This window comes from Novosphingobium resinovorum (assembly GCF_027922145.1).
Classification (GTDB): Bacteria; Pseudomonadota; Alphaproteobacteria; order Sphingomonadales; family Sphingomonadaceae; genus Novosphingobium; species Novosphingobium resinovorum.
In genome coordinates, this window is the sequence record NZ_BSFC01000019.1 from 114,412 (window position 1) to 140,119 (window position 25,708).

Annotated in this window: 21 protein-coding genes; 7 read left to right on the top strand and 14 right to left on the bottom strand. The window is 66.6% G+C overall.

Annotated elements, in window-relative coordinates:
- Positions 1-169: 169 nt before the first annotated feature.
- From pepF to hisS, 7 genes are all read right to left on the bottom strand, one after another.
- A complete protein-coding gene (gene pepF / locus PKE80_RS10555; protein WP_271182427.1) occupies positions 170-2,041 on the bottom strand; it encodes an oligoendopeptidase F in 1,872 nt (623 codons plus the stop codon).
- Positions 2,042-2,323: 282 nt separating this feature from the next.
- Entirely contained in the window at positions 2,324-3,538 is a 1,215-nt protein-coding gene (gene metK / locus PKE80_RS10560) for a methionine adenosyltransferase (RefSeq protein WP_271182428.1), read from the bottom strand.
- A 44-nt stretch (positions 3,539-3,582) separates the two neighbouring features.
- Positions 3,583-5,232: an apolipoprotein N-acyltransferase gene (gene lnt / locus PKE80_RS10565; protein WP_271182429.1), complete on the bottom strand. Its 1,650-nt coding sequence runs from the start codon at positions 5,230-5,232 to the stop codon at positions 3,583-3,585.
- Between the two features lie 74 nt (positions 5,233-5,306).
- Positions 5,307-6,272 (bottom strand): DUF4167 domain-containing protein, encoded by a 966-nt coding sequence (locus PKE80_RS10570; RefSeq protein WP_309298983.1) that lies wholly within the window; start codon positions 6,270-6,272, stop codon positions 5,307-5,309.
- A gap of 193 nt (positions 6,273-6,465) precedes the next feature.
- Positions 6,466-7,320 (bottom strand): peptide chain release factor N(5)-glutamine methyltransferase, encoded by an 855-nt coding sequence (gene prmC / locus PKE80_RS10575; protein ID WP_271182431.1) that lies wholly within the window; start codon positions 7,318-7,320, stop codon positions 6,466-6,468.
- Positions 7,313-8,383 carry a peptide chain release factor 1 gene (gene prfA / locus PKE80_RS10580; RefSeq protein WP_271182432.1) on the bottom strand — a complete coding sequence of 357 codons (1,071 nt, stop codon included), beginning with the start codon at positions 8,381-8,383 and terminating at the stop codon, positions 7,313-7,315. The genes prmC and prfA overlap by 8 nt, the downstream gene beginning before the upstream one ends.
- A 142-nt stretch (positions 8,384-8,525) precedes the next feature.
- Complete coding sequence (gene hisS / locus PKE80_RS10585) at positions 8,526-9,770, bottom strand: histidine--tRNA ligase (RefSeq protein ID WP_271182433.1); 1,245 nt, start codon at positions 9,768-9,770, stop codon at positions 8,526-8,528.
- A gap of 104 nt (positions 9,771-9,874) precedes the next feature.
- Here hisS and PKE80_RS10590 point away from each other — a divergent pair, with 104 nt between their 5' ends.
- Entirely contained in the window at positions 9,875-11,827 is a 1,953-nt protein-coding gene (locus PKE80_RS10590) for a M61 family metallopeptidase (RefSeq protein ID WP_271182434.1), read from the top strand.
- A gap of 180 nt (positions 11,828-12,007) precedes the next feature.
- Complete coding sequence (ppa, locus tag PKE80_RS10595; protein ID WP_008832446.1) at positions 12,008-12,550, top strand: inorganic diphosphatase; 543 nt, start codon at positions 12,008-12,010, stop codon at positions 12,548-12,550.
- Positions 12,551-12,795: 245 nt separating this feature from the next.
- Here the strand turns inward: ppa and PKE80_RS10600 are convergent, their stop codons facing one another.
- On the bottom strand, positions 12,796-13,545 hold the full coding sequence (locus PKE80_RS10600) for an SDR family NAD(P)-dependent oxidoreductase (RefSeq protein WP_271182435.1): 750 nt from the start codon (positions 13,543-13,545) through the stop codon (positions 12,796-12,798).
- A 142-nt stretch (positions 13,546-13,687) separates the two neighbouring features.
- Positions 13,688-14,779: a helix-turn-helix transcriptional regulator gene (locus tag PKE80_RS10605; protein WP_271182436.1), complete on the bottom strand. Its 1,092-nt coding sequence runs from the start codon at positions 14,777-14,779 to the stop codon at positions 13,688-13,690.
- 74 nt (positions 14,780-14,853) lie between these two features.
- Between PKE80_RS10605 and PKE80_RS10610 the strand changes: the two genes are divergently transcribed.
- Together PKE80_RS10610 and PKE80_RS10615 are read left to right on the top strand one after the other, a co-directional pair.
- Positions 14,854-15,918 carry a hypothetical protein gene (locus PKE80_RS10610; RefSeq protein ID WP_271182437.1) on the top strand — a complete coding sequence of 355 codons (1,065 nt, stop codon included), beginning with the start codon at positions 14,854-14,856 and terminating at the stop codon, positions 15,916-15,918.
- 85 nt (positions 15,919-16,003) lie between these two features.
- Positions 16,004-16,855 (top strand): sulfurtransferase, encoded by an 852-nt coding sequence (locus PKE80_RS10615; protein WP_271182438.1) that lies wholly within the window; start codon positions 16,004-16,006, stop codon positions 16,853-16,855.
- Between the two features lie 225 nt (positions 16,856-17,080).
- Here the strand turns inward: PKE80_RS10615 and PKE80_RS10620 are convergent, their stop codons facing one another.
- The 5 genes from PKE80_RS10620 to PKE80_RS10640 all read right to left on the bottom strand — a co-directional run bounded on the left by PKE80_RS10620 (position 17,081) and on the right by PKE80_RS10640 (position 20,786).
- Positions 17,081-17,626 carry a glutathione peroxidase gene (locus PKE80_RS10620; protein ID WP_271182439.1) on the bottom strand — a complete coding sequence of 182 codons (546 nt, stop codon included), beginning with the start codon at positions 17,624-17,626 and terminating at the stop codon, positions 17,081-17,083.
- 61 nt (positions 17,627-17,687) lie between these two features.
- Entirely contained in the window at positions 17,688-18,647 is a 960-nt protein-coding gene (locus PKE80_RS10625) for an NAD-dependent epimerase/dehydratase family protein (RefSeq protein ID WP_271182440.1), read from the bottom strand.
- 4 nt (positions 18,648-18,651) lie between these two features.
- Complete coding sequence (locus PKE80_RS10630; RefSeq protein ID WP_271182441.1) at positions 18,652-19,338, bottom strand: glutathione S-transferase family protein; 687 nt, start codon at positions 19,336-19,338, stop codon at positions 18,652-18,654.
- Between the two features lie 105 nt (positions 19,339-19,443).
- Positions 19,444-20,079, bottom strand: coding sequence for a CoA transferase subunit B (locus tag PKE80_RS10635; RefSeq protein ID WP_271182442.1), 636 nt, complete (start codon positions 20,077-20,079; stop codon positions 19,444-19,446).
- On the bottom strand, positions 20,079-20,786 hold the full coding sequence (locus PKE80_RS10640; RefSeq protein ID WP_271182443.1) for a CoA transferase subunit A: 708 nt from the start codon (positions 20,784-20,786) through the stop codon (positions 20,079-20,081). The genes PKE80_RS10635 and PKE80_RS10640 overlap by 1 nt, the downstream gene beginning before the upstream one ends.
- 97 nt (positions 20,787-20,883) lie before the next feature.
- On the opposite strand from PKE80_RS10640, the gene PKE80_RS10645 reads away from it, so the two are divergent.
- From PKE80_RS10645 to PKE80_RS10655, 3 genes are all read left to right on the top strand, one after another.
- Positions 20,884-21,762 carry a LysR family transcriptional regulator gene (locus PKE80_RS10645; protein WP_271182444.1) on the top strand — a complete coding sequence of 293 codons (879 nt, stop codon included), beginning with the start codon at positions 20,884-20,886 and terminating at the stop codon, positions 21,760-21,762.
- A gap of 148 nt (positions 21,763-21,910) precedes the next feature.
- Complete coding sequence (locus PKE80_RS10650) at positions 21,911-22,684, top strand: universal stress protein (RefSeq protein WP_271182445.1); 774 nt, start codon at positions 21,911-21,913, stop codon at positions 22,682-22,684.
- 553 nt (positions 22,685-23,237) lie between these two features.
- Entirely contained in the window at positions 23,238-25,547 is a 2,310-nt protein-coding gene (locus tag PKE80_RS10655; protein WP_271182446.1) for a CDC48 family AAA ATPase, read from the top strand.
- Positions 25,548-25,708: the final 161 nt, after the last annotated feature.

Below are 25,708 nucleotides of genomic sequence, written 5' to 3' on the forward strand. Positions count from 1 at the left end.
GAGGGTCGGAAAGCAGGCAAGACTGACAAGCCGTTAGTCGCGCCAGAGCGAATTAAAAATGTGGCACATTTCCGAATGCACGCACCACATTTCGAGCTGAACCCGCACTCCGGCATCCCTCCTCGCCGAAACACCCTCCTCCCCGAGCTTGCCCGGAGAGGAAACGGCGTCACGCCATCAGCGCTTCGATCTCGTCGATCGTCACCTTGAAGTCCGCCACCAGCCCGCGATACGGATCGGCGCTGGTCATATCGAGCCCGGCCTTCTTGAGGATATCCACCGGATCGGCCGAGCCGCCTGCCCGCAGCACATCGAGGTAGCGTTCGCGCTCGGCCTTGCCGCCATTCAGGATCGAGTGCGCGAACCACGTCCCCGCCGAGATAGAGGTGGCGTACTGGTAGACGTAGAACGTGCTGTAGAAGTGCGGGATATAGGCCCACTCGATCGCGTAGGGCGCGTCGATCACGAAATTCGGGCCATGGTAGCGCTTGAGCAGGTCGAGGTAGACGCGCGTCAGGCTCTCGCCCGACAGGCCCTCTCCCGCTTCGGCCATCTCGTGTATCTTCAGTTCAAACTCGGCGAACATGGCCTGACGGAAGAAAGTGCCGCGCATGCCCTCCAGCCGCATGCCAAGGTAGTAGATCTTCTCTTCCTTGGTCTTCGCCTGCTTCAGCATGTACTCGGTCAGCAGCACCTCGTTGCAGGTCGAGGCGATCTCGGCGGTGAAGATCGGGTAGTCGGACAGCTCGTAAGGCTGCACCGAATCAGCCAGCAGCGAATGCATCGCGTGGCCCCATTCATGCGCATACGTGGACAACCCCTCGTAGTTCTCGCCGAGGTTCAGTAGCAGGTAGGGATGCACGCCATAGGCCGAGCCGTTCATGTAGGCGCCCGGACGCTTGCCGGGGCGCGGCCAGGGATCCATCCACTTCGCCGCCGTCGCCGCGCCGAGGCGCTTGACGTAGTCGGGGCCCAGCGGCTCGACGGCCTTGAGGGTGATGTTGCGCATGTCAGTCAGCGTGAACTTGCGCTCCATGCTGACCAGCGGCGGATAGATGTCGTAATAGTGCATGTCCGGCAGCTTCAGCATCTTGCGGCGCAGTTCGAACGAGCGGTGGAGCTGCGGCAGACCGGCGTTCGTCTCGGCCACCAGCGTGCGGTAGACGCCCTCGGGCACCGCACCGGGGGCGAGCGCCATGGCAAGGCAGCTCTTGTAGCTGCGGGCGCGGGCCTCGAACACGTCGCCCTTGAGCTTGGCCGCCATCGCCGCGCCGAGCGAGCTTTCGAACTTGCCCATCTCGCCGAAGAAGCCGTCCATGACGTTCTTGCGGTCGTCGCGGTTCGGCGCGTCACGGGTCAGGGTGTACCCTTGCGCATCGAGCGTCGTCTTGCGCCCGTCCGACAGCGTCACTTCGGGCCAGGGAATGTCGGAGGAGAACAACTGCTCGCGGATCGTCTGCGGGCCGGACAGCGGCGAGGACACCGCCGCCAGCAGCGCCTCACCCCTGGCGTCGAGCGTGTGCTGGGCCTCGCGCAGGGTCTTGCGCAGGCCGAAGGCGAAGCGAGTGGAAAGCGTCTTGTCGGCGGCGATGAAGCTTTCGACCTTGTCCTTGCCCAGCTTCAGCGTTTCCGGCGCGGTCCACGCGGTCGCCTCGCCGAAGGCGGCGTAGAGGTCCATGACCTGCGCGTTGCGCTCCTGGTTGGCGGAGACGCGCACGTCCTCGTCGGCCTTCAGCGAGGCATAGACGTAGACGCGTGCGAAGGTCTTCGAGACTTCGGAGATATCCTCCAGCGCCTTGAGCATGGAGGGCGCGTCGGCGCCGAAGCTGTCCTTGTAGGCGGCGAGGCGAGGCAGCGCGGCGGCGACCTGCTTGCGCGCGGCGTCCCAGGCGTCGAGGCCGGGATAAAGGTCAGTGAGGTCCCACTGCGCGGCTGCTGCTTCGGCCGCATGCGCCGTACCTGCGAGCAAAGAGGGTAGCGCCGAAGCGAGAGGAAGCGCGGCGGCGATGCCCAGTGCGCCGCGACGGTCGGTTTCGATCATGGATGTGTCCCTTGCATCCCACGCCCGGAAAAGCGCTGGGGTCGATCGGCCGAAGCTATCGGCTTGGCCCATCGTTGCAAGAGAAACGCCGACGCTGATCGAACAGCGTCGGCGGTTGGTCGAAGGGTGCGTATGACCGCTCCTTCTTCCTCCGTCATCCCCGCGAAGGCGGGGCCCATCTGACGGTCGTGCGACACGAAAATTCAGGAGATGGGTTCCCGCCTTCGCGGGAATGACTGGAAGAATGTGGGGCACCGCACAAGAATGCGGTGCTCTTTCAGATCAGCCCAGCGCCGCCTTCAGCGCATCGGCGAGATCGGTGCGCTCCCAGGGGAACAGGTCACCCTCGGGCTTGCGGCCGAAGTGGCCATAAGCGGCGGTCGGGCCGTAGATCGGCTTGTTGAGGCCAAGGCCGACACGGATGCCGCGCGGGGTCAGGCCGCCCAGCTTCTCGGCCGAGACCTTGGCGATCGCGGCTTCCAGCACGGCGTCATCGACGCTGCCGGTGCCATGGGTATCGACGTAAAGCGAGAGAGGGGCGGAGACACCGATCGCGTAGGACACCTGGATGGTGCAGCGCGTGGCGAGGCCGGCGGCGACCACGTTCTTCGCCAGATAGCGCGTCACGTAGGCGGCGGAACGGTCCACCTTGGTCGGATCCTTGCCCGAGAACGCGCCGCCGCCATGCGGCGAGGCACCGCCGTACGTGTCGACGATGATCTTGCGGCCGGTGAGGCCCGCGTCGCCATCAGGGCCGCCGATCTCGAACGAGCCGGTCGGGTTGATGTGGAAGACCGTCTTGTCGGTGACGAAGCCCTCTGGGAGAAGCTCGGTCACGACCGCCTTCACGTAGCCTTTGAGTTCGGCTTCCTGCTCGCCCTTGTCGTAGCCTGGCGCGTGCTGGGTCGAGACGACGACGGCGGTGGCTTCCACCGGCACGCCGTTCTCGAAGCGCAGGGTCACCTGGCTCTTGGCGTCGGGCTCAAGGAACGGGGCCGCGCCCGAATGGCGGTCTTCGGCCAGCTTGTGCAGGATCTTGTGGCTGTAATCGAGCGTCGCGGGCATCAGGTCGGGCGTTTCGTCGCAGGCGAAACCGAACATGATGCCCTGGTCGCCCGCGCCTTCATCCTTGTTGCCCGCTGCATCGACGCCCTGCGCGATGTGCGCGGACTGGGCATGCAGGCGGTTGATGAATTCGAAGGTCTCCCAGTGGAAGCCGTCCTGCGCGTAACCGATCTTCTTGACGACGGCGCGAACGGTCTTCTCGATTTCCTCGAGCGCGCCTTCGGCCCACTCGCCGTTCTCGAACACGCCTTTGCAGCGGATTTCGCCTGCGAGGACAACGAGTTGGGTGGTCGTCAACGTCTCGCACGCGACGCGCGCTTCGGGGTCCTTCGACAGGAACAGATCGACGATGGCGTCGGAAATCTGGTCGGAAACCTTGTCCGGATGGCCTTCGGAGACGCTTTCGGACGTGAAGACGTAGTTGCTGCGCATGTGATCCCTTGGGATATAAAGGAAGCTTTATGTGAGTGTGCGGTCTAGACCCGACGGCGACCGAGTGCAACCACGCAAAGCGCAACCGCCATCAGCAGTGCGGCAAGCGCGAGCGGCAGCGCATTGCCCAGTAGGGCAAAGAGCGTCGGCTCATGGGCCTGCGGGATCAGGCCATCGAGACGACCGGCGCGATGGCGCGGCACGAAGGCCCGCACGATCCCGTCGGCATCGATCACCGCACTGATTCCCGTAGTTGTCGAGCGCAGCACCGGCAGGCCCTCCTCGATCGCGCGCAGCCGCGCCTGAGCAAGATGCTGGGGCGGCCCCCAGGCGCCGAACCAGCCATCGTTCGAGGGGTTGAAGATATAGTCGGGCCGGTTGGCGGGATCGACGACCTCGCCGCTGAAGACGATCTCGTAGCAGATCTGGATTCCGGCCTTGCCATAGGCGCCGAAGTCGACGGTGCGCGGCCCCGGTCCCGGCAGGAAGTCGAGTTGCCCCGCGACCAGACGGCTGAGCCCGATCGGCCCGAGCAGAGAGCGCATCGGCAGATACTCGCCAAAAGGCACGAGGTGGGCCTTGGAATACCCTGCCAGGATCGCCCCGCTTCCATCGATTGCCGTAACCGAATTGCGCGCCGCCTTCTCCTCCTCGCCCTCCATGACGAGGTCGACGGCGCCGGTCATCAGCAGTCCGTAAGGCCCGACCACACGGCCCAGGCGGCGTCGGGCGATCTCCGGATCACCGGCATACGTATAGATGCGGTAGAGATAGCTCGGATAGCCGTCGCGCAGGAAATCGCCGAGCCCCGATTCAGGCCAGAACACAGCGCGCCGGTCCCCCGGCGTGCGCGGCAGCGACAGCGACGCGAGGCGCTGGAAATTGCGCTCGAAATAGCGCGGGTCGTCGATGAACTCCTGCCGGATGTCGGGCTGGACCAGCGTGTAGCGCACCGGGCCGGGCTGCGCAGCCGGAGCGGGCGCTTGCATGGCGAAACCAAGCCCGCCCGCCAGCACCGCGACGGCGATGGGCGCAAGCACCTTCCCGGAGGGCAGCCGGGCCATGATGCCGGGCACGCCGGACAACAGGACCAGCACGCCCGAGAGGCCATACGTCCCGATCCACGGCGCCAGAATGCCAAGCCCCCGGCTTTCAAACCCGCCCAGCAGGGCGATGCCCAGCGGATTCCAGGCGAAGCCGGAGAACAGCCACGCGCGGATCCACTCTGTGACGATCCAGGTCGCGGCGAAAGCGAGGGCGAGCGCGGCGAAACCGCGCGAATCTTCGCGGCGGTCGGGCCGGGCCACCAGCCAGGCCGCCAACGCCGCCGCTGCGGGGAACAGCGCAAGGTAGAGCGCCAGCAGTACCACCGCGATCATGCCCAGCCAGGCGGGCATGTTCGCCTGATAAGTGAAGGCGGTCGCGATCCAGTTGTTGCCGAGAGTGAAGTGCCCGAGCCCGAAACACCAGCCCAGCAGGAAGACCTGCCGCCCCGTCCTTGCCCGAACCACCAGTTCGAGCAGCCAGGCGACGGCGATCAGGGTCAGCGGCCAGAGCGCGAGGGGCTGGAAGCCGCAGGCCGCGAGGGCACCGGCGGCAATGGCCGCCAGTGCGCGCGCACCCGGCCGCGGGGGCACGGCCAGGGTGAGGGTTCTGAGGAAAGGCGAAGCGTACCGGTCGGACTGCATCGCCATGGGCTTGTAAGCCCGGACCGGCGCGACGCAAGGGACCAGTTACGATCCCGTGCACGCGCGCCGGGGAAGGAGGATCAGCCTTCGACGGCCTCGGGAGCAGCTTCGTCTCCGGCAGCAGCCTTGCGGGTGCGGCGACGGCGGGGCTTTTCCTCGGCGGCAGGTTCGGCCTCAGCGGCCGGAGCTTCGACCGGGGCGGCCTTGGGCGCGCGCTTGCGGGTCGGCTTGGCCGAGATCGCGGGCGGGAGGGCCGCTGCGTCGAAACCGGCGGGCTCTTCCTGAGCAACCGGAGCGGAAGCAGCTTCGACGGGAGCCTGCTCGGCCTCGCCCTGCGCCTCGTCGCCTTCGTCGCGACGGGAGCCGCGCGGCTTGCGCTGCTTCAGGCCACGCGAAGCGCGGTTGTCGCGCACGAAGGGGTTCTCGGGCGGTTCGTAGAGGTTGGACCCCACTTCGGCCACCTCGTCGGTAGCCTCGACGGCGGGCGGCGCAGCCTGCTCGGGAGCGCGCTGTTCGTGGCGCGGCTCATTGCGCGGCTCGTACTGGCGCTGGTCGTTGCGTTGTTCGTTCCGGGGCTCATACTGACGCTGTTCACGCTCAGGACGCGGAGCGCGTTCGACGGGAGCGCGTTCGACGGGAGCTGGCGGCGCTTCGCCGTAGGGATCGTCGTACGAGCCGTAATCGTCGCCGTAATCGTTCTGGCGATGATCGTCGCGGCGCGGCTGATTCGGCTGGCGAGCGTCTTCCTGGCGCTGCTTCTGGTCGGCGATGACGCGGAAGTAGTGATCCGCGAACTGGAGGTAGTATTCCTCCGTCACGCGGTCGCCATTAAGATGGGCGTCGTGCGCCATCTTCCGATACTTTTCCAAAAGCTGCGGCGCATTGCCACGTGCCCTGCTGTCGATCCGGTTGGTCTGCTGGCCGCCCTGCTGACGGTTGTTACCGCGGCCGCGCCGACGGTTGTTACCACGATTGTTGTTATTCAAGGGATGACTTTCCTCAAAACCCCGGGCTTTAAAACCCTGGCACGCTCCGGTCCCGATCAACCGGACTGCCGTACGTCACATGATCCCGACCGGCCCCCCGGCCGCCGCGATTTTCCCCATCTGCCCTGTCGGTTGCGTTGACGCCGCCGACCGCTTGCAAATGCTGGAGGCGAACCGGGTATGGGAAATCATCGTCCATCGGCCGGTTCGCGGTAATCATTAGGGATTGTAGAGGACGATTCCAAGCGGAAACTTACGCCCCAAGTACGTTTGTCCCCGAAAACGCGACGACCCGGTCGCGCCCGCCCAAATCGCGATGAACCCGGGACGACAGCCCGGCAGCCGCGCCGATCGCCACCACGGCGTCGGCCTGTCGCCAGCCGATCTCGACCATCGCCACGCCGCCTGGGGCCATGAGGCCGGGAAGCTGGGGCACGAGGACGCGGTAGTCGTCCAGCCCCTCCGGCCCCGAGAACAGCGCGCCCGCGGGCTCGAAGGCACGGACCGAAGTGTCGAGTTCAGCCGCATCCTCGACGTAAGGCGGGTTGGTGAGGATCAGATCGAAACGGCCGAGATCGGCCGACCAGCCTGGCTTTGTCCAGTCGGCCACCAGTAGCCGAGCGGCCGGAGCATGGCGATCGGCATTCGTCTGCGCGACCGCCAGCGTCTCGGCCGAGCGGTCGATGGCGACTCCCTGCGCCTCGGGCCAGAGCGACAGCGCCGCCAGCAGCAGCGCGCCGGTCCCGGTGCCGAGATCGAGGATGCGGGCGGGCGGGCGGGCGGCCAAAGCCTCGCGGGCGGCCTCGATCAGTGTCTCGGTATCGCCGCGCGGGATCAGAGTTGCCGGGGTGACCGCAAGTTCAAGGCCGTAGAACTCGGCCGTGCCGGTAATGTAGGCGACCGGTTCATGCGCGGCGCGCCGCTCGACCAGCGCGGCGAAGCCCTCGGGCGCCGGATCGCGCATGCGGCCGAGCAAAAGCTGCGAACGGGTGACGCCCAGCGCATGGGCCATCAGGACTTCGGCGTCGAGGCGGGCAGTATCGCTGGTTTCCGAAAGGCGTGAAGCCGCGTCGCGGATGGCTTCGACTACGGTAGTGCCGTCAACCATCCATCGCCGCCAGACGCTTGGCCTCGTCCTCGGCGATCAGGGCATCGACCAGTTCTGCCAGCCCCGGCCCTTCGAGCACTTCGGGCAGGCGGTGGAGCGTCAGGTTGATGCGGTGGTCGGTGACGCGCCCTTGCGGGAAGTTGTAGGTGCGGATCCGCTCCGAGCGGTCACCCGAGCCGACCATGGCCTTGCGTGCCTCGGCCTCGGCGCCTTGCGCTTCGTCGCGCATCTTCTCGTAGAGGCGCGCGCGCAGGACCTGCATCGCCTTGGCCTTGTTCTTGTGCTGACTGCGCTCGTCCTGGCAGGTGACGACGATGCCCGATGGCAGGTGCGTGATGCGCACCGCCGAGTCGGTGGTGTTGACGTGCTGCCCGCCCGCGCCCGAGGCGCGGTAGATGTCGATCTTGAGGTCCTTGTCCTCGATCGCCACGTCGACCTCGGTGGGTTCGGGCAGGACCGCGACGGTGGCCGCCGAAGTATGGATGCGCCCGCCCGATTCGGTGACGGGCACGCGCTGGACGCGGTGGACGCCGCTTTCGAACTTCAGCTTGGCGAAGACGCCCGAGCCGGCGATGTTGGCGACGACTTCCTTGAAGCCGCCCACGTCGCTGGCATTGGCGCTGACCATCTCGACCCGCCAGCCCTGCTCCACCGCGTATTTCTCGTACATGCGGTAGAGGTCGGCGGCGAACAGCGCGGCCTCGTCACCGCCGGTGCCGGCGCGGATTTCCAGCATCGCCGGCCGCACGTCGGCGGCGTCCCGAGGGAGCATGGCGATGGCGAGGCGGCGCTCGGCCTCGGGCAGCTCGGCCTTGAGGCGTGCGGCTTCTTCGGCTGCAAGGGCGCGCATCTCGGGGTCGGGGTCTTCGAGGTTCAGCAACGATTCGAGTTCGCCGCGCATCGAGACGACCTCGGCCGCCGCGCGCGCTACCGGCTCAAGCTCGGCGTAGTCGCGGCTTGCAGCGACGAAGGCCTCGCCCTCCAGCGTACCGGAGGCGAGACGCGCCTCCAGTTCGGCCAGACGGCCGCCGAGCTGGGCGAGGCGAATGTCGGAGATCGCCATCAGCGCGCGCCTTCCGGGGCTTCGACAAGCTCAGCCTGGGCGGAACCAGGGGAAACGTGCCTGAAAGTCATCGAACCCTCGCACCAACCCCGCTCAGGCTGAGCCTGTCGAAGCCCTCCGCGAAGTTGTGGCCATACCTCCATCACGGCTGGATGGTCACCAGCACCTGCTCCACGGCCAGCCGCGCCGGGGTGGTTTCACCCGCACGCAAGTTGGCGGTGGGCACGCCGTCCGTGACCACGAACGAGACGATCGCCTTCGCGTTCGACTTCACCGCCTTATCGAAACGCTTGCGCGGGCTGCCGGTGGCGATGATCTCGGCATCGATTCCCTGGTGGCGCAGCGCGGTCAGCGTCTTGAGCGCGAAGTGCAGCGCCGCATCGTCCTCGACCGCGAGCATCGCCGTCAGCGGCGCTTCGGTGGTCTGGCCCGCGTCGGCCACCAGCATGGCAAGGCGCTCGATCCCCGCCGCCCAGCCGACCGCCGGGGTCTCGGGACCGCCGAGCGCGGCCATCAGGCCATCGTAGCGGCCGCCGCCCAGTACGGTGCCCTGCGCGCCCAGCCGGTCGGTCACGAACTCGAAGGCGGTGTGGCGATAGTAATCCAGCCCACGCACCAGCGCCTCGGCGCGGGTCCACGCGACGCCCGCCGCATCGAGACCCGAAGTGACCGCGCCGAAGAAGTCCTGCGCCTCGGCCGAGAGGAAGTCGTCGATCTTGGGGGCATCGGCGGTGAAGGGCTTGTCGCGCGGGTCCTTGGAATCGAGGATGCGCAGCGGGTTGCGCTCGAGGCGGTCTTGCGAATCCTCGGACAATACATCCTTGTGGCCGCGGAAGTATTCGACCAGCGCCGCGCGCCATGCCTCGCGGCTCTCGCCGTCGCCCAGTGTGTTGAGCTGCAGAGTCACGCCGTCCGCGATGCCCAGTTCCTTGAGCAGCTGGTCGGCCATGACGAGGAGTTCGACGTCGGCCATCGGCTCGGCCGCGCCGATCACTTCGGCGTCGATCTGGTGGAACTGGCGGTAGCGGCCCTTCTGCGGGCGCTCGTAGCGGAACAGCGGCCCATGCGTTGCGACCTTCAGGGGAGCGAACTGCTTCCAGCCGTCGGTCAGGTAGGCGCGGGCGACGCCGGCGGTGAATTCGGGGCGTAGCGTCAGCGATTCGCCGCCGCGATCCTCGAACGAGTACATCTCCTTGGAGACCACGTCGGTCGTCTCGCCGAGCGAGCGCGAGAACACGGCGGTCTTCTCGAACACCGGCATTTCCACGCGGCGAAAGCGGTAGAGCTTGCGCACGCGCTCGAAGGTCTCGACGACGTGAGCGAAAGCCTCGGCATCGGCGCCGAAGATGTCCTGGGTTCCGCGAATGGCCTGTGGTGTGGTGTTCATGACGCGCGCGTCTAGCCGCAATGGCGCACTTCGTGAAGTGGTCCTGCCATTTTGAAAGGATTGGATGGTTGCCAAATGCGGTAACAAGCGCAAAGACCTACGCAATGAAGAATCTGCTCAAGGGCGCGACCCTCCTCACCTCCCTGCTGCTGTCGACTTCCGTTTTCGCGCAGGATGCCAACCGCTCCACGCCGATGGCCCCGCCGCTTCCGCCGGAAATGCCCGCCGCGAAGGACGTGCCTTATGCCGGCACGATCGGCCTGAACATCGATGCGACCGACATTTCGCGCGGCGTCTACCGCGTCACCCAGACGATCCCGGTCGCGGTCGGCGCGCGCGACCTGATCCTGCTGCAGGCGGGCTGGCTGCCGGGCAACCACTCGGAAACCGGACCTTACGGCCTCCTCGCCGACATCCACTTCTATGCGGACGGCCCCAATGGCACTCGGGAAATCGCCTGGGTGCGTGACACCGTCGCGGTCAACGCCTTCCACCTCGCGCTGCCGGAGGGGACGAAGACCGTCACCGCGAAGTTCGTCCACACCTCCCCGCTGCAGACCAGCGAGGGGCGCATCACGATGACGCAGGAGATGCTCAACCTGCAGTGGGAGAAGATGAGCCTCTACCCGGCGGGCTACTACACGCGCGGCATCCCGTACAAGCCGACGGTCACCTTCCCCCGGGGCTGGCAGGTGTTCACCGCGCTCGACGGCTTCCAGCGGACCGGCGACACCGTCACCTGGAACACCATCGATTTCGAGCGCCTCGTCGATTCGCCGATCTTCGCCGGCATCCATTCGCAGCGCTGGGACCTGGGCCAGAACGTCTTCATGGACGTCGTCGCCGACGAACCGGACCTCCTCGCAATCAAGCCCGAGAACCTGCAGACCTACCGCAACCTCGTGAAGGAGGCGACGACCACCTTCGGCTCGAAGCACTTCGACCATTACGACTTCCTGCTCGCCCTCACCGACCGCATGGGCGGTATCGGCCTCGAGCACCACCGGTCCAGCGAGAACCAGCAGGAGCCCAAGTCGTGGACCGACTGGGCCGGGATGGACTGGGACCGCAACGTCATCGCGCATGAATTCGTGCACAGCTGGAACGGCAAGTTCCGCCGCGGCGCCGATGCCTGGACGCCGGACTACCAACAGCCGATGCAGAACACGATGCTGTGGGTCTACGAGGGTCAGACCCAGTTCTGGGGCTATGTCCTCGCCGCCCGCTCGGGCGTGCAGTCGCGCGATATGGTCATGGCGATGTTCGCTACCGCTGCGGGCAAGTATGCCGAAGGCACTCCCGGCCGGTCGTGGCGCTCGGTCGAGGACACCGTCAACGCGCCGCAGCTGATGCGCCGCCGCCCGCTGCCCTACACCTCGCTCACCCGCTCGGAAGATTACTACGTCGAGGGCGCGCTGACTTGGCTTGAAGCCGACCAGATCATCCGCAAGGGCACGGGCGGCGCCAAGGGGCTCGACGATTTTGCCAAGGCCTTCTTTGGCGTGCGCGACGGCGACTGGGGCGAAGTGACTTACGACTTCGACGAAGTCGTGAAGGTGCTGAACGGCGTATACGCCTACGACTGGGCCGGCTTCCTGCGCACGCGCCTCTACGACACCAACCAGCCCGCACCGCTGAACGGCGTGCAGATGGCCGGCTACAAACTGGTGTGGAAGGACAAGCCCAACGCCTACGAAAAGGGAATCGCCGAGGAGCGCAAGACGCTCGACCTCACCTACTCGCTCGGCGTGACGCTGAACAAGGACGGCGACGTCACCGCGACCTTGTGGGACGGCCCGGCCTACAATGCGGGCATCGTCAACTCGACGAAGATCGTCGCGGTGGGCGGCCGTGCCTATTCGTCCGACGTGATGAAGGATGCGATCACCGCCGCGAAGACCGCGAAGGCGCCTATCAGCCTGCTGATCAAGCGCGGCGAGCGGTATCAGACGGTGGCGATCGACTACCACGGCGGCTTGCGCCACCCCTGGCTGGAGAGCACCACACCGGGCAAGGTCAACGGCTTCGACAAGCTGCTCACCGCGCGCGCCAAGTAACGAACCTGTCTTAAAACGATTGTCGCCCCGGCTCGTCCGGGGCGATTACATCCGTATTCGCGCAATCATCGCAGTATCGTCCGAAATGGCTGTTGCGACGCAATAAACGCGACGCTAAGCCCGCGCCCAACGTGTGGCCCGCCACGCAGACGAACAGTGCGAAAATAAAGAAGGACCATTATGCGCATCGACATGATCCCCGTCGGCGACAACGCGCCGAAGAGCCTGAACGTCATCATCGAAGTTCCCGTCGGCGGCGAGCCGGTCAAGTACGAGTTCGACAAGGCCTCCGGCGCGCTCTTCGTCGACCGCATCCTGCACACGCCGATGCGCTACCCGGCGAACTACGGCTTCGTGCCGCACACCCTCTCGCCCGATGGTGACCCGCTCGACGCGCTGGTCGTCGCTCGCTCGCCGTTTATCCCGGGCTGCGTGGTCAAGGTGCGCCCGATCGCCGTCCTCAACCTCGAGGACGAGCATGGCGGCGACGAGAAGCTACTCTGCGTGCCGATCAACTCGACCTTCCCTTACTATTCGCACGTAAACGAGAAGGAAGATCTGCCCGACATCGTCTACCAGCAGGTCGAGCACTTCTTCACCCACTACAAGGACCTAGAAAAGGAAAAGTGGGTTCGCGTCGGCACCTGGGGCAACGCCGCCGATGCCGCCCGCATCGTCGAAGAGGCGATCGAGCGCTACGAGGCCTCGAAGACCGAAGCCTGAGCCAGAACGATTTACCGCGTTTTCCGAGTCATAAGGTGATCCCACCTGATTAGACAACGCTATAGAGTTCACTTCCCATGTGGACGGGGGCCGGCAGCGCAAGCTGTCCGGCCCCTTGGCTTATGGGGAGGCTCGAATCGCTCGAACGGAGCGAAAAAACTTTCCGTCATTGCAAGGGCAGCGAAGCAATCCAGGGCCGCGTAAACCGCACTGGATTGCGTCGCTGCGCTCGCAATGACGAGGACTCAGCTCACCACGCGGCCGCCGTTGACGCCGATGGTCTGGCCGGTGACGTAGCCCGAAGCCTCGTGGCACAGCCATGCGCAGGCATTCGCGATATCGGCGGGTTCGCCCATGCGGCGTACCGGGATGGACTGGAGCAGCACTTCGGTCGGGACCTGGAAGCGCTCGCGGTTGGCCTCGGACATGATCGTGCCCATCACCGAACCGGGCGGGATGTTGTTCACGGTGATCCCGTAAGGCCCGAATTCCTGCGCCATCGAGCGCGTCATCGTCACCACCGCGCCCTTCGACGAGGAATAGCAGATCATGTTGAGTGCCCCCGTCTGCGCCGACGAGGACGAGACGTTGACGATCCGCCCCCAGCCGGCATGCTTCATGTCCTTGATGACCAGCTGCGTCATCACCATCGGCCCGCGCACGTTGATCGCGTAGACGAAGTCCCAACGCTCGTCGGTCAGTTCCTCGAACGGCGTGAAATCGGTCACGCCCGCATTGTTGACGAGGATCGAGATCGGCCCCAGCGCATCGCGGCACTTCTCCACGGCAGCGGCAGCCTGTTCGCGGTTGGAGATGTCGGCGCCCAGCGCGATGGCGGTGCCGCCCGCATCCCTGATCGCCTTCACGGTATCCGCGCAGCGCGCCTCGTCGAGATCGAGCACGCCCACCGCGATGCCGTCCTGCGCCAGCCGCCTGGAACAGGCTGCGCCGATCCCGGCTGCGGCCCCGGTGACGATGGCTACTCGGTAAGTCATGCATTCTCTCCTGAAGCTTTGCGCGCAGGCTTACCCCGAAACGCGCCCGGCAGAAGGGCGGGGCGAGGTGGCGGCGGCAGAATCCGCCCCGGCGACGCGGCACACCCACATCCGGAGTTCCTCGCGCTTCGAGACCGAACAGTCAGCCGGGCCGGACCCGCCCCGCAAGCACGTGCCCTGGCGCGATTCGCCCGGCAATGGGAGAAGCAGCGGGCAAGGCGGCGCGCGCAGCTTTCTCCCGCGCGCCCGCCAGCAGGGCGCGGAACGAGGGGGTCGGCGCCGCCTCCAGCTTGGCCTGCCGCGCCGCCTCGCGCATCCGACTGGGCGTGGTGCCGAAATACCGGCTGAACCGGCGACTGAACGCCGCTTCCGAGCCGTAGCCCGCCAGTTCGGCGATCTCGGCGATCTTCATCCGCCCCTGCCGCAGCAGCGCGGCGGCGTGTTCCATGCGATGTTCCGCCACGACCTCCATAGGCGCCTTGCCCACCGCCAAGGAGAACTGCGCCGCGAAGTTTGAGCGTCCCATCCCCACCGCCCGCGCCAGCGATTCGACTGTCCAGGGATGTGCCGGGCTCGCGGCGATGCGCTGGATGGCCGCTTCGACCGCATCCCGCTTCTCGCCCGAGAGGATGCGCCGGCAGGCCGGGTCCGCGCGCAGCCCGGCGACAAGCAGCATCTCGGCCAGCCGGGTGAGCAGTGCCGTAGCGCCCGCTCCCAGGCCAACCCGCGCCAGTGCATCGGCACGCAAAAGGTCATCTCCACCATAAAGCAGCGCCGGAAGCCCCGCCCGCTCGACTCCGTCGGGCCAGGCCGCCCGCAACCGTGCGCTCAGCACCCGCGCGGCCGTACGCCCCTTCCCAAAGCTTCGGGCCAGCGGCAAGTCGGCGCCCTCATCACGTCGCAAGGCGCCGTGCGCGACCGTCATGGCTCCCGCATCGGTGCGCAGCGCATGCGCCTCGCCGGAAAGCACCATGATGACTTCGCCCGCGCCCACTCGGGCCATCGCCCCGCCGGCGCAGGCGATTCGCACCGTGCCATGGATCACCGCATGCACGAATACAGCATCACCACCCGCCACCGCGCAGCCCGCGTGCTCGGCGAAGTCCCCATAGCTCCAAGTGCGCCCGGAAAGGCGCACTTCCCCCAGAAGTTCGGACAAGTTCGCGACGCGGGCACGCCTCTCTCCGGTTGCAGGCATCGCATCCTCCCGCCGATCCCGTGGACGATCGGTCATGCGCCGAAAGGATATGGGATTGCGCCCGCCCGTCAATCGAGGCGAGAACGGGGCTGAACGAGAGGGCGAGAGGCGTGCGGCAGGTCGAAGTCACCATTGATGTCAGCGATGCGGCAGGTCTCGGCATCCCCGCGTCGATCCCGGCCACCGTGGTGCTGCCCGATCCCGCCGAACTGCCCGATCGTCCCGTGATCTGCTTCGCGCTGCCGAGCAGCAGCTACGCGCGCGGCTATTATACCTGCGAACTGCCCGGACCGTCGCACGAGGCCGGATCACAAGCCGCATTCCACGCCGCGCGCGGATGGATCGTGATTGCGCTCGATTGGCTGGGCTGTGATGACGAGAGCCGCATCGACCCGGAGGATCTCGGCTACGCGGCCCTTACCGCCGCCGCCGACGCCGCACAGAGAGAGATCGTGACACGCCTGGCCAATGGCGTGCTTTCACCCGACTATCCGCCGGTAAGCGCCGCCTGCACGATCGGCATCGGCCAGTCTCTGGGTGCCGCGCTGCTGATCTATCAGCAGGCCCGTCATCGCAGCTTCGACGGCATCGCCGTGCTCGGCTTCAGCGCCATCCACGCGCACCCGGCCACCCCGCCCGGCGGTATCCCGGTCGCCGTGGCCTGGTATCCGCGCGACGCCCGGCTCGAGGAATGCCGTGAGCCACTCAACACCGCCCTGCTGGCCCAGGCCGGAGGGGCCGCCGCGCAGGCTGCGTGGGAGGCGCTTGCCTGGGGCTTCCATTACGACGATGTCCCCCTCGGCGTGGTAGAGCAGGACCTCGCCCATTACGAAGGCATCGCGCGCGGCGACGATGTCGGGGCTCCGTACCCGCCATGGTATGCTCACCGCACACCGCAGCGCGCCGCGCGCTCGACGCTGACCCCGGGCATCGTCGCCTCCGAAGCTGCCGCGATCACCGTTCCCGTTCTCGCCGCGATGGGCGAGCGCGACCTCGTTCCCGATCCCCGCGCCGAACCACGCGCTTATCCCTGCGCCCGCAGCATCGACCTGTTCGTCTGTCCGCGCATGGGCCACGTTCACAACATGGCCGGAACCCGCACCCTGTTTTGGGAACGCATCCATCTGTTCGGGTCGTGGTGTGTTTCGACGAACGACATGAGAAGTAACACCTAAGCAATCGACATATAGTCCCTGTCCTGGCTATTGTCTTTGCGTTCACCACAACACATTTCCATCAGCCCCCAGGGCAAGGACAACGATGACTTACGAAACGTTGATCGCCGTCGACGCGCTCAAGAACATGCTCGCGTCAGGCGCGGACGTACTGATCTTCGACTGCGAATTCGAACTCGGCGCACCCGACAAGGGGCAGGAGATTTACGCGAAGGGCCACATCCCCGGCGCCCGCTACGCCCATCTCGACGAAGACCTGGCCTCCCCGTCCGACGGCAGCAACGGGCGTCACCCCCTGCCCGCGCCGGTGGCGATGGCCGCCTGGCTGCGTGCGCAGGGGCTGCGCAAGGACCAGCAGGTCGTCGCCTACGACAGCAACGGCGGCGCCTGGGCCGCGCGGCTGTGGTGGCTGCTGCGCTGGCTCGGCCACGCCCCTGTCGCCGTCCTCGACGGTGGTAAGCCCGCATGGGTCGATGCCGGACTACCGCTGGAGACCGGCACTCCGCCGGCCGCCGCATCGGGGGATTTCGAGCCCGGCGCCCAACTCGTGCCTGCCCCGGTGACCGCCGCGCAAGTGCTCACCAATATTCAAACCGGCGCCGCGCAAGTGCTGGATGCGCGCGATCCCTCCCGCTTCGCGGGCACGCGCAACCCGCTCGACCCGGTCGCCGGACATATCCCGGGCGCCCGCAACCGCTTCTTTCGCGACAATCTCGGCGCCGATGGCCGTTTCCGCCCGGCCGAAGACCTTGCCGCCGATTTCTCTGCCTTGCTGGGCGAGGCCGCGGCGATCCTCCAGTGCGGCTCGGGCGTCACTGCCTGCCATAACGCCCTGGCCATGGCCGTGGCGGGAATGCCGGCCGGACGGCTCTATCCCGGATCGTGGAGCGAGTGGATCGCCGATCCGGCGCGCCCGGTGGCGACGGGGTCCGATTGAACGTCTCGGGCAGCGACGCGCCACCCTCACTCCGCGCGCTAGTCAAGGGGGTGGAAACACGCGACGTGCCCGGCGGTGCGCATCGCGCGACCTGAGCGCCGATCGTCGGGCCGGTGAGAGATGAGGGCGGGCGTTTGGCCCGCCCCGTTCGGCTAATTCGCTTCGCTCGCAAGCCTTCCGGCCCCTCCCGCTTGCGGGAGGGGCCGGGGGTGGGCTTCCTTCCGCTTACTTCGCCAGTTCAGCCTCGATCGCGCCGATCAGCAGCGGGTCCTGCGGCGCGGTGCCCGGTGCGAAGCGACCGGCGACCGAACCGTCGCGCGCGATCAGGAACTTCTCGAAGTTCCACAGCACTTCGGGGTCGTCGTTCGGGGTCATGCCGTAGCCCTTGAACTTCTCCTTCATGCCCTCGACGTCGCCTTGCTTGGTGGGCACCGCCTCGGTCAGCGCGGCGTAAAGCGGCTGCTTGGCTTCGCCGGTAACATCGGCCTTGGCGAAGAGCGGGAACGAGACCCCGTAGTTGATCGAGCAGAACTCGGCGATTTCCTCATGCGTGCCGGGCTCCTGCGCGCCGAAGTCGTTGGCCGGAAAGCCCAGCACCTCGAAGCCCTTGTCCTTGTATTCGCCGTAGATCGCCTCAAGGCCCTCGTATTGCGGGGTGAGGCCGCACTTGGAGGCTACGTTGACCACCAGCAGCACCTTGCCGGCGTGGTCGCCGAGGGTGTCGGGCTTGCCGTCGATGCGGGTGAGCGGGATGGAGGCGAGGTCGGCCATTGGATGTTCTCCCATTAGAGTTCGAGCGGGTTATGCGCACGACTGGATGACCGCCGCAAGACTATGCAGGCAAACCGCCGAGGACCGGAGAAATCCACCCCGGATCATGCGCGAAGGGCATCTGCGCGCCGCCGCGCAAGGCGGTGAGGATCGCGGCGAAATCGGTTTCGGCACGCCAGCCGAGCAGGCGAGCGGCCTTGGCGGGATCGTAGACGCGCTCGATCCGCTCGGGCAGAACCCAGCCCGCGCGGGCGTAGAGGTCGGCGGCATCCGGATGGTAACGGGCGATCACGGCGCGCGCATCGCGGGCCAGTTCCGCTGCATCCTCGCGCACGAAAGGCGGCGGGGCGGAGAGCACGAAAGTCTCGCACCCCTCGATCCGCTCCAGCGCGGCAAGGTGAGCGAGCGCGGCGTCGCCAACGGTCAGGCGGCGGTTCAGGAATTCGTTCGCCTTGAGGTTGGGGCCGGAGGGGACCACGTGCGTATCGTCGTCCTCCGGGAAGAAGCGCCCGGTGCGCAGGATCGCCGCCGCTATGCCGGTTTCGCGCGCGACAAGGCGGCAAAGGTCCTCGGCCGTGCGCTTGGTCACGCCGTAAACGTTGCGCGGGGCTAGCGGGCCGAACGCCTCGTCCATCCACCACGCGCCGTGCTCTCCCGCCCCGGCGCGGACGTCATCGCGAACCATCAGCGAGGTGGTCGAAGTGAACACGAAGCGTGCGTGTCCCGCATCCACCGCCGCTTCCAGCAGGTTGAGCGTGCCCGTCACATTGACGTCGACGAAGGCCTGCCGCCCGAAGCGCGCGATGTCCGGCTTGTGCAGCGCGCCCGAGTGGATCACCGCCTCGATCCCATGCTCGGCGACGGTGCGGAACACCAGCGAGCGGTCCGCCACCGAACCCAGCACCGTCGTCGCCGCGCCCGTCGCCACGTCGAGGCCGATCACCTCGTGCCCGCGCGAGACCAGCAGCGGTGCCAGATGCCGACCCAGCCAGCCGGACGAGCCCGTCAGCAGGAGGCGCATGGCATCAGGCGGGGGCGCGGTAGTCGGCGATGATCGCGCCGGCTTCGGCAAGTTCGGCCTCGTGGCTCTCCTCGCGCCAGGTCTCGGCGAGGGCTTCCTCCTCCCACTGGCGCATGGCGGGGTGGGCGAGCATCGCATCGACCCAGGCCTGCCCGCCGCCGACGTCGAGGCCATACGTGCGGATGCGGAAGGCAACCGGCGCGTAGAAGGCATCAATGGCGGTGAACTCCGCGCCTGCCAGCCAGGGTCCGCCGAAGCGACCCAGCCCTTCCTCGAACATCTCACGCAGGCGGTGGATCTCGCGGACCAGCGCGCCGCTCATCGGCCGCAGCTTCACGCGCACGCCCACGTTCATCGTGCACACATTGCGCAAGGCGGAGAAGCCCGCGTGCATCTCGCATACCGCGCTCTGGGCGAAGGCGCGGGCGTCCGAGGCCTTGGGCCAGACGGCGGGATGGCGGTCGGCGAGATAGAGCGTGATGCCGAGCGAATCCCAGACGGTACGCTCCTCGTCGATCAGCGCAGGCACCTGGCCGGTGGGGGAAAAGCTGCGGAACGCGTCGTAGTTCACCGGCATGGTGAAGGGCTCAAGCTCATCCTCGAACGGGATGGCGAGCGCCTTCATCAGCACCCACGGGCGCAGCGACCAGCTCGAATAGTTCCGGTTCGCGGTGATGAGGGTGTAAGTCATGGATGGTCCCTTGCGAAGAGTGCGCGAGGGATAGCGTGAAGTTGGCAGCGTGGCGAGAGGGGTGAAATTCCTCCCCAAGACAAGCTCGGGGAGGAACTGGCCAGGTCAGCTCACGTAATGCGCGGTCGTCTTCGCGGCGACTTCCTCGGCCGTCACGCCGGGCGCGAGTTCGATCAACTTGAACGGACTGTCGTGGTCCGGGCGCTGGAACACCGCGAGGTCGGTGATCACCATGTCCACCACGCCCACGCCCGTCAGCGGCAGGGTGCAGGCGGGGATGAGCTTGGGATCGCCGTTCTTGGAGGTGTGCTCCATGACGACGATGATCTTCTTCACACCCGCGACGAGGTCCATGGCGCCGCCCATGCCCTTGATCATCTTGCCGGGGATCATCCAGTTGGCGATGTCGCCGTTCTCGGCCACTTCCATCGCGCCCAGCACGGTCAGGTCGATGTGCCCACCACGGATCATGCCGAAGCTGGTGGCGCTGTCGAAATAGGCCGAGTGCGGCAGTTCGCTGATGGTCTGCTTGCCCGCATTGATGAGATCGGGATCGACCTCGTCCGGGTAGGGGAACGGCCCGATGCCGAGCATCCCGTTCTCACTCTGCAGGGTGACGGTGATGTCCTCGGGCACGTAGTTCGCCACTAGCGTCGGAATGCCGATGCCGAGGTTCACGTAGAACCCGTCCTGCAGTTCCTTCGCCGCGCGCGCGGCCATTTCGTTACGATTCCAGGGCATCAGAAGGCCTCCCTCTCGCGCGTCGTCGTGAACTCGATCTTCTTGTCGTAAGGTGCGCCCACGACGATGCGCTGGACGAAGACGCCCGGCAGGTGAATCGCGTCCGGATCGAGCGAGCCGGTGGGGACGATCTCCTCAACCTCGACCACGCAGACCTTGCCGCACGTGGCGGCAGGCACGTTGAAGTTGCGCGCGGTCTTGCGGAACACGACGTTGCCGGTTGCGTCCGCCTTCCAAGCCTTGACGATCGACAGGTCGGCGAAGATGCCTTCCTCGAGGATATAGTCCTCGCCGCGGAACTGCTTCACTTCCTTGCCCTCGGCGACCTGGGTGCCCACACCGGTCTTGGTGTAGAAGCCCGGAATGCCTGCACCACCGGCGCGCATGCGCTCGGCCAGGGTGCCTTGCGGGCAGAACTCGACCTCGAGTTCACCGGCGAGGAACTGGCGTTCGAACTCCTTGTTCTCGCCCACGTAGGACGAGATCATCTTCTTCACCTGCTTGGTGCGCAGCAGCTTGCCGATGCCTTCGTTGTCAATGCCGGCATTGTTCGAGGCGAACGTCAGGTCCTTCACGCCCGCATCGCGGATCGCATCGAGCAGCCTTTCAGGGATGCCGCAAAGCCCGAAACCGCCACTGGCGATCAGCAGGCCGTCCTTGAGCACGCCTTCCAGCGCGGCCTCCGCACTGGGGTAGATCTTGTTCATTGAGGCAGATCCTCTTCTCCGTTTCAGGCGGGAGGCTAGACACCTTCTCCCATCACGAATAGCGATTGTTTTTTATCAATTCTGATATGTAACTATTATGAAACGCATTGCCCTGTTCCATCTCGAAACACTGATGTGGATCGATCGCCTCGGCACATTCGCGGCGGCCGCGCAGCGGCTGAACACCACGCAGCCCGCGATTTCCGCGCGTGTGCGCGAGATCGAGGAGCAACTCGGAGTGCCGCTATTCCAACGCGAGGGACGGCGCATGGTGCTCTCCGCGCGCGGACGGCGGCTGGTGCAGGCGAGCGAGCCGCTGTACCACGGCCTCGAACAGGTGCTGCTGGAGGCGAGCGACTTCGCGGGCGCCACCGCCGCCGTGCGCATCGGCTCGGGCGAGATCGCCGCGGCCAGTTGCTTGCCCGCCTTTATCCAGGCCATCGAGCGCGACCGTCCCGGCGTCGCCATGGAGATCGAGATCGACCTCACCGCGCCGCTGCTCCAGCAATTGCTGGCGGGAACCCGCGACATCGTGTTCCTCGCCGGGCCGGTCGCAAGCCCGGGGATGCGCACGGCCTCGATTGGCTCGGTGGAACTGGTATGGTGCGCGGGCGCCGAAGTGGCGCAAGTCGGTGGCTTCGCTAAGGCGCTGCCGGTCTGGTCGCTGCCCGATCACTCGCCGCTCCACGCGGTGACGCACGAGACGCTGGAGGCCCGCGGCATCGTCCCGCGCGCGCTGCACACCTGCAACAATGTGCGCACCCTCATCGAGATCGTTGCCAGCGGCCAGGGCGCCGCCGTGCTGCCCGAGACCATGGTGCGCGATCGCCTCACCGCCGGACACTTGCATGAAATTCTCCCGCGCCCCCGCCATCATGTGCACTTCGAGGCCGCGATCCGCACCCGCGAGCGCGACCCGGTGATCCTCGACCTCTTCGCGCGGGCGAGCGAACTGCAGATCGAGCCCGGCGCCTGACACACCTTCGTTTCAAACCATTTCCCTCGCGCCTTTCCCGCAACTCCGCGCCCCGCCATTCGTTTTACCAAAACCCCATGTTTGATCCCGGTCATGGAAATCCCACCGCCACGGGTTAGCCTGAGGATGCCTAAGAGGGAGAACGACCATGCGCTCGATACTCGTCAACGCCGACCGCAAGCCCGGCAGCGATGCCCGCCTCCAGACCGCCGTGGACATTGCCCGACGCGAGAACGGCCACGTCACCGTGCTCGTCGACACCCCCGTTTCGCGCTACATCGCGATGGACCCGATGGGCGGCAGCTACGTGATCTCCGAAGCGCTCGACAAGGCGCTGGAGGCAGACGACGAAGTTGCCGCCGCCGCCGAGGCCCGCCTCGCGGACGCGGGGGTGCCCTTCGAGGTGATCCGCTGCGAGGACGACCCCGTGACCGCCTTCGCCTATGCCGCCCGCCTCGCTGACCTCATCATCGTCTCGCGTTCGGGCGGGCTTGCCGGAGACCTTGCCCTGCGTGCCCGCGCGCCGGTGCTGGCGCTTGCCGAGACGCCGCTCAAGGTGCCGGTCGGAACCGCCTGCATCGGCTGGGACGGCGGGGAACAGGCCGCCGCAGCGCTGCGCGCCGCCGCGCCGCTGCTGGCGCAGTGCTCCAGCGTGAAGCTGATTTGCGTGGTCGAGAAGGAAGGCGGCTTCCCCGCCACAGACGCCCTGCGCTACCTCTCGCGCCATGGCGTCAACGCCGAACTGGAAGAGCATGAGCGCGTCCACTCGACTCAGGAGACGCTGGCGACCGCTGCGCAAGGGGCGGACCTCCTCGTCATGGGCGCCTACGGCAAGAATCGCGTGCGCGAGTTCCTGTTCGGCGGTGTGACCGAATTCTTCCTCAAGGAGGAAACCGCGCCTGCCCTGCTCCTCGCGCACTGATCAGCGCCCGACATAATACCGTACGGCGCCGCCCCGCAAGGGTGCGGCGCCGCAGTTTTATGGCGGTGCCGAGTGATATGCTGACCTTGGCAAGCACTTGACGCATTGCAGCAGGCAAAGGATTGCACCGCATCGCCCCAGCGTTGCACGCTCACCTAAGCGTAAAGGTGAATCTGAAAGTAGGTTCATTATCATACATTGCGAAAACCCTGACATTTCGTTCAGGAAAGCGCCCGTTGTGCAGCAATACGCAACCTTGGTTCACATTTTTGCAACGCAACCCGTCCTTTTCGCACTTGCACAAAAGCCGATTCGGCGACATACAGACAGTGCCTTTCAGGCATCCTCTCCCAAAACTTCTACGGCCTGGTCGGAAACGATCAGGCCTTTTTTCTTGTCCAGGTAATGGGCGAATCCCGCCACTCGCAAAGGGAACACGCGCGCATCGTGTTGGTTCGAATTGCATTCCCCGGTGGCGATACCCAGCTATCCTCCACCGACCGGTCGATCAGCAGATGACCGGGATCGGGATCGAGGAAGGAACACCCCGCACATGGCGGATACCGAAACCAAGACCGAAGACCGCACCATAAAGCTGCAGGTCGCCGCCGCTCGTCAGGAAGAGAGCGGCCAGGGCATCGCCCGCCTGTCTCGCGCCGCATTGGGCGAGATCGGCGCCATGGAAGGCGACGTGCTCGAAATCACCGGCAAGACCGTGACCGTGGCCCGCGCCGTGCTCGCCTACGACGAGGACGAGGGGCTCAGCGTCATCCGTCTCGACGGCCTCCAGCGCGGCAATGCCGAAGTCGGCTCCGGCGACCACGTCACCATCCGCAAGGCCGAATCGCGCTCGGCCCAGCGCGTCGTCTTCGCGCCCGCGCAGAAAGACATGCGCCTGCAGGGCCCGTCCGCCGCGCTCAAGCGCAACTTCTTCCAGCGCCCCATGGTGCAGGGAGACCTCGTCGCCACCACCGGCCAGCAGCAAGTCGCGGACATCCCGCCCCAGCTGCGCCGCATGTTCAACGCGCCCGCCTATGCGCTGACGCAGATCCGCCTCAACGTCGTCTCCACGACCCCGCGCGGCATCGTCCACATCGACGAGAACACCGAAGTCGAACTGCGCGAGGTCTTCGAGGAAGCCCACGACGCGCGCGGCGACGTCAACTACGACGACGTCGGCGGCATGAGCGACACCATCCGCCAGCTGCGCGAGATGGTGGAACTGCCCCTGCGCTACCCCGAACTGTTCACCCGCCTGGGCGTCGCACCGCCCAAGGGCGTGCTGCTCCACGGCCCGCCGGGGACCGGCAAGACGCGCCTGGCACAGGCCGTCGCCAACGAGAGCGAGGCCAGCTTCTTCTCGATCAACGGCCCAGAGATCATGGGCTCCGGCTACGGCGAAAGCGAGAAGCACCTTCGCGAGATCTTCGAGGAGGCGACCAAGTCCGCCCCCGCGATCGTCTTCATCGACGAGATCGACTCGATCGCCCCCAAGCGCGACCAAGTTCACGGCGAAGCGGAAAAGCGCCTCGTCGCCCAGCTGCTCACGCTGATGGACGGCCTCAACAGCCGCGCCCACGTGGTCGTCATCGCCGCCACCAACCGCCCCGACGCCATCGATGAGGCCCTGCGCCGCCCAGGCCGCTTCGACCGCGAGATCGTCATCGGCGTGCCCGACGAGAAGGGCCGCCGCGAGATCCTCGGCATCCACACGCGCGGCATGCCGCTGAGCGAGCGCGTGGATCTGAACGAGCTGGCCCGCACCACCCACGGCTTCGTCGGTGCCGACCTTGCCGCCCTCGCCCGCGAAGCCGCGATCGAGGCGGTGCGCCGCATCATGCCCAAGCTCGACCTCGAAGCGCGCACCATCCCCGCCGAAGTGCTCGACAACCTGCAGGTCTACCGCGAGGACTTCCTCGCCGCCCTCAAGCGCGTCCAGCCCTCCGCCATGCGCGAAGTCATGGTGCAGGTGCCGAACATCGGGTGGGCCGACATCGGCGGCCTGGACGAGGCGCAGATCAAGCTGAAGGAAGGCATCGAACTGCCGCTGAAGAACCCGGAGGCGTTCCACAAGCTGGGCATCCGCCCGGCGAAGGGCTTCCTCCTCTACGGCCCGCCCGGCACCGGCAAGACCCTTCTGGCCAAGGCCGTGGCGAGAGAGGCCGAGGCGAACTTCATCTCGATCAAGTCCTCCGACCTGCTCAGCAAGTGGTACGGCGAAAGCGAACAGCAGATCGCCAAGCTGTTCGCCCGCGCCCGTCAGGTGGCCCCCTGCGTGATCTTCATCGACGAGATCGACAGCCTCGTCCCCGCCCGCGGCATGGGCGGCGGCGGCAGCGAACCGCAAGTCACCGCCCGCGTGGTCAACACCATCCTCGCCGAGATGGACGGGATGGAGGAACTGCAATCGGTCGTCCTCGTCGGCGCCACCAACCGCCCGGCACTGGTCGATCCCGCCCTCCTTCGCCCCGGCCGATTCGATGAACTGGTCTACGTCGGCACCCCCGACGCCCCGGGCCGCGAACACATCCTCGGCATCCACACCGGCAAGATGCCGCTGGCCGAAGACGTACGCCTGGGCGAGATCGCCGAGCGCACCGAACGCTTCACCGGCGCGGACCTGGAGGACGTCGTCCGCCGCGCCGGCCTCATCGCCATCCGCAAACGCGGCGCGAGCGTGGAAGAGGTGACGATGCAGGACTTCGAGGAAGCCCTCGAAGACAGCCGCGCCACAGTGACCGAAGCCATGGAAGACGAATACCAGCGCATGAAAAGCGAACTGAAAAAGCGCGCCATGGAAGTGACGCCGATCGGCTTCATCGCCCCGGGTATGCTGGAAAGCACGCGAGAACGGAAGCACTGAGGGTCGGGGGCATCGGTGGCGCGCCACCGCCCGATCGCGGATGCCCCCGCCCCCCCACCCTCATCCCCGCGAAGGCGGGGACCCATCTGATGCCCTTCCAACAGGCACTAGGTGGGATCGCGGAGAGCATCGCTTTCCGGCCCGGCCTAAGCGCCGATAGG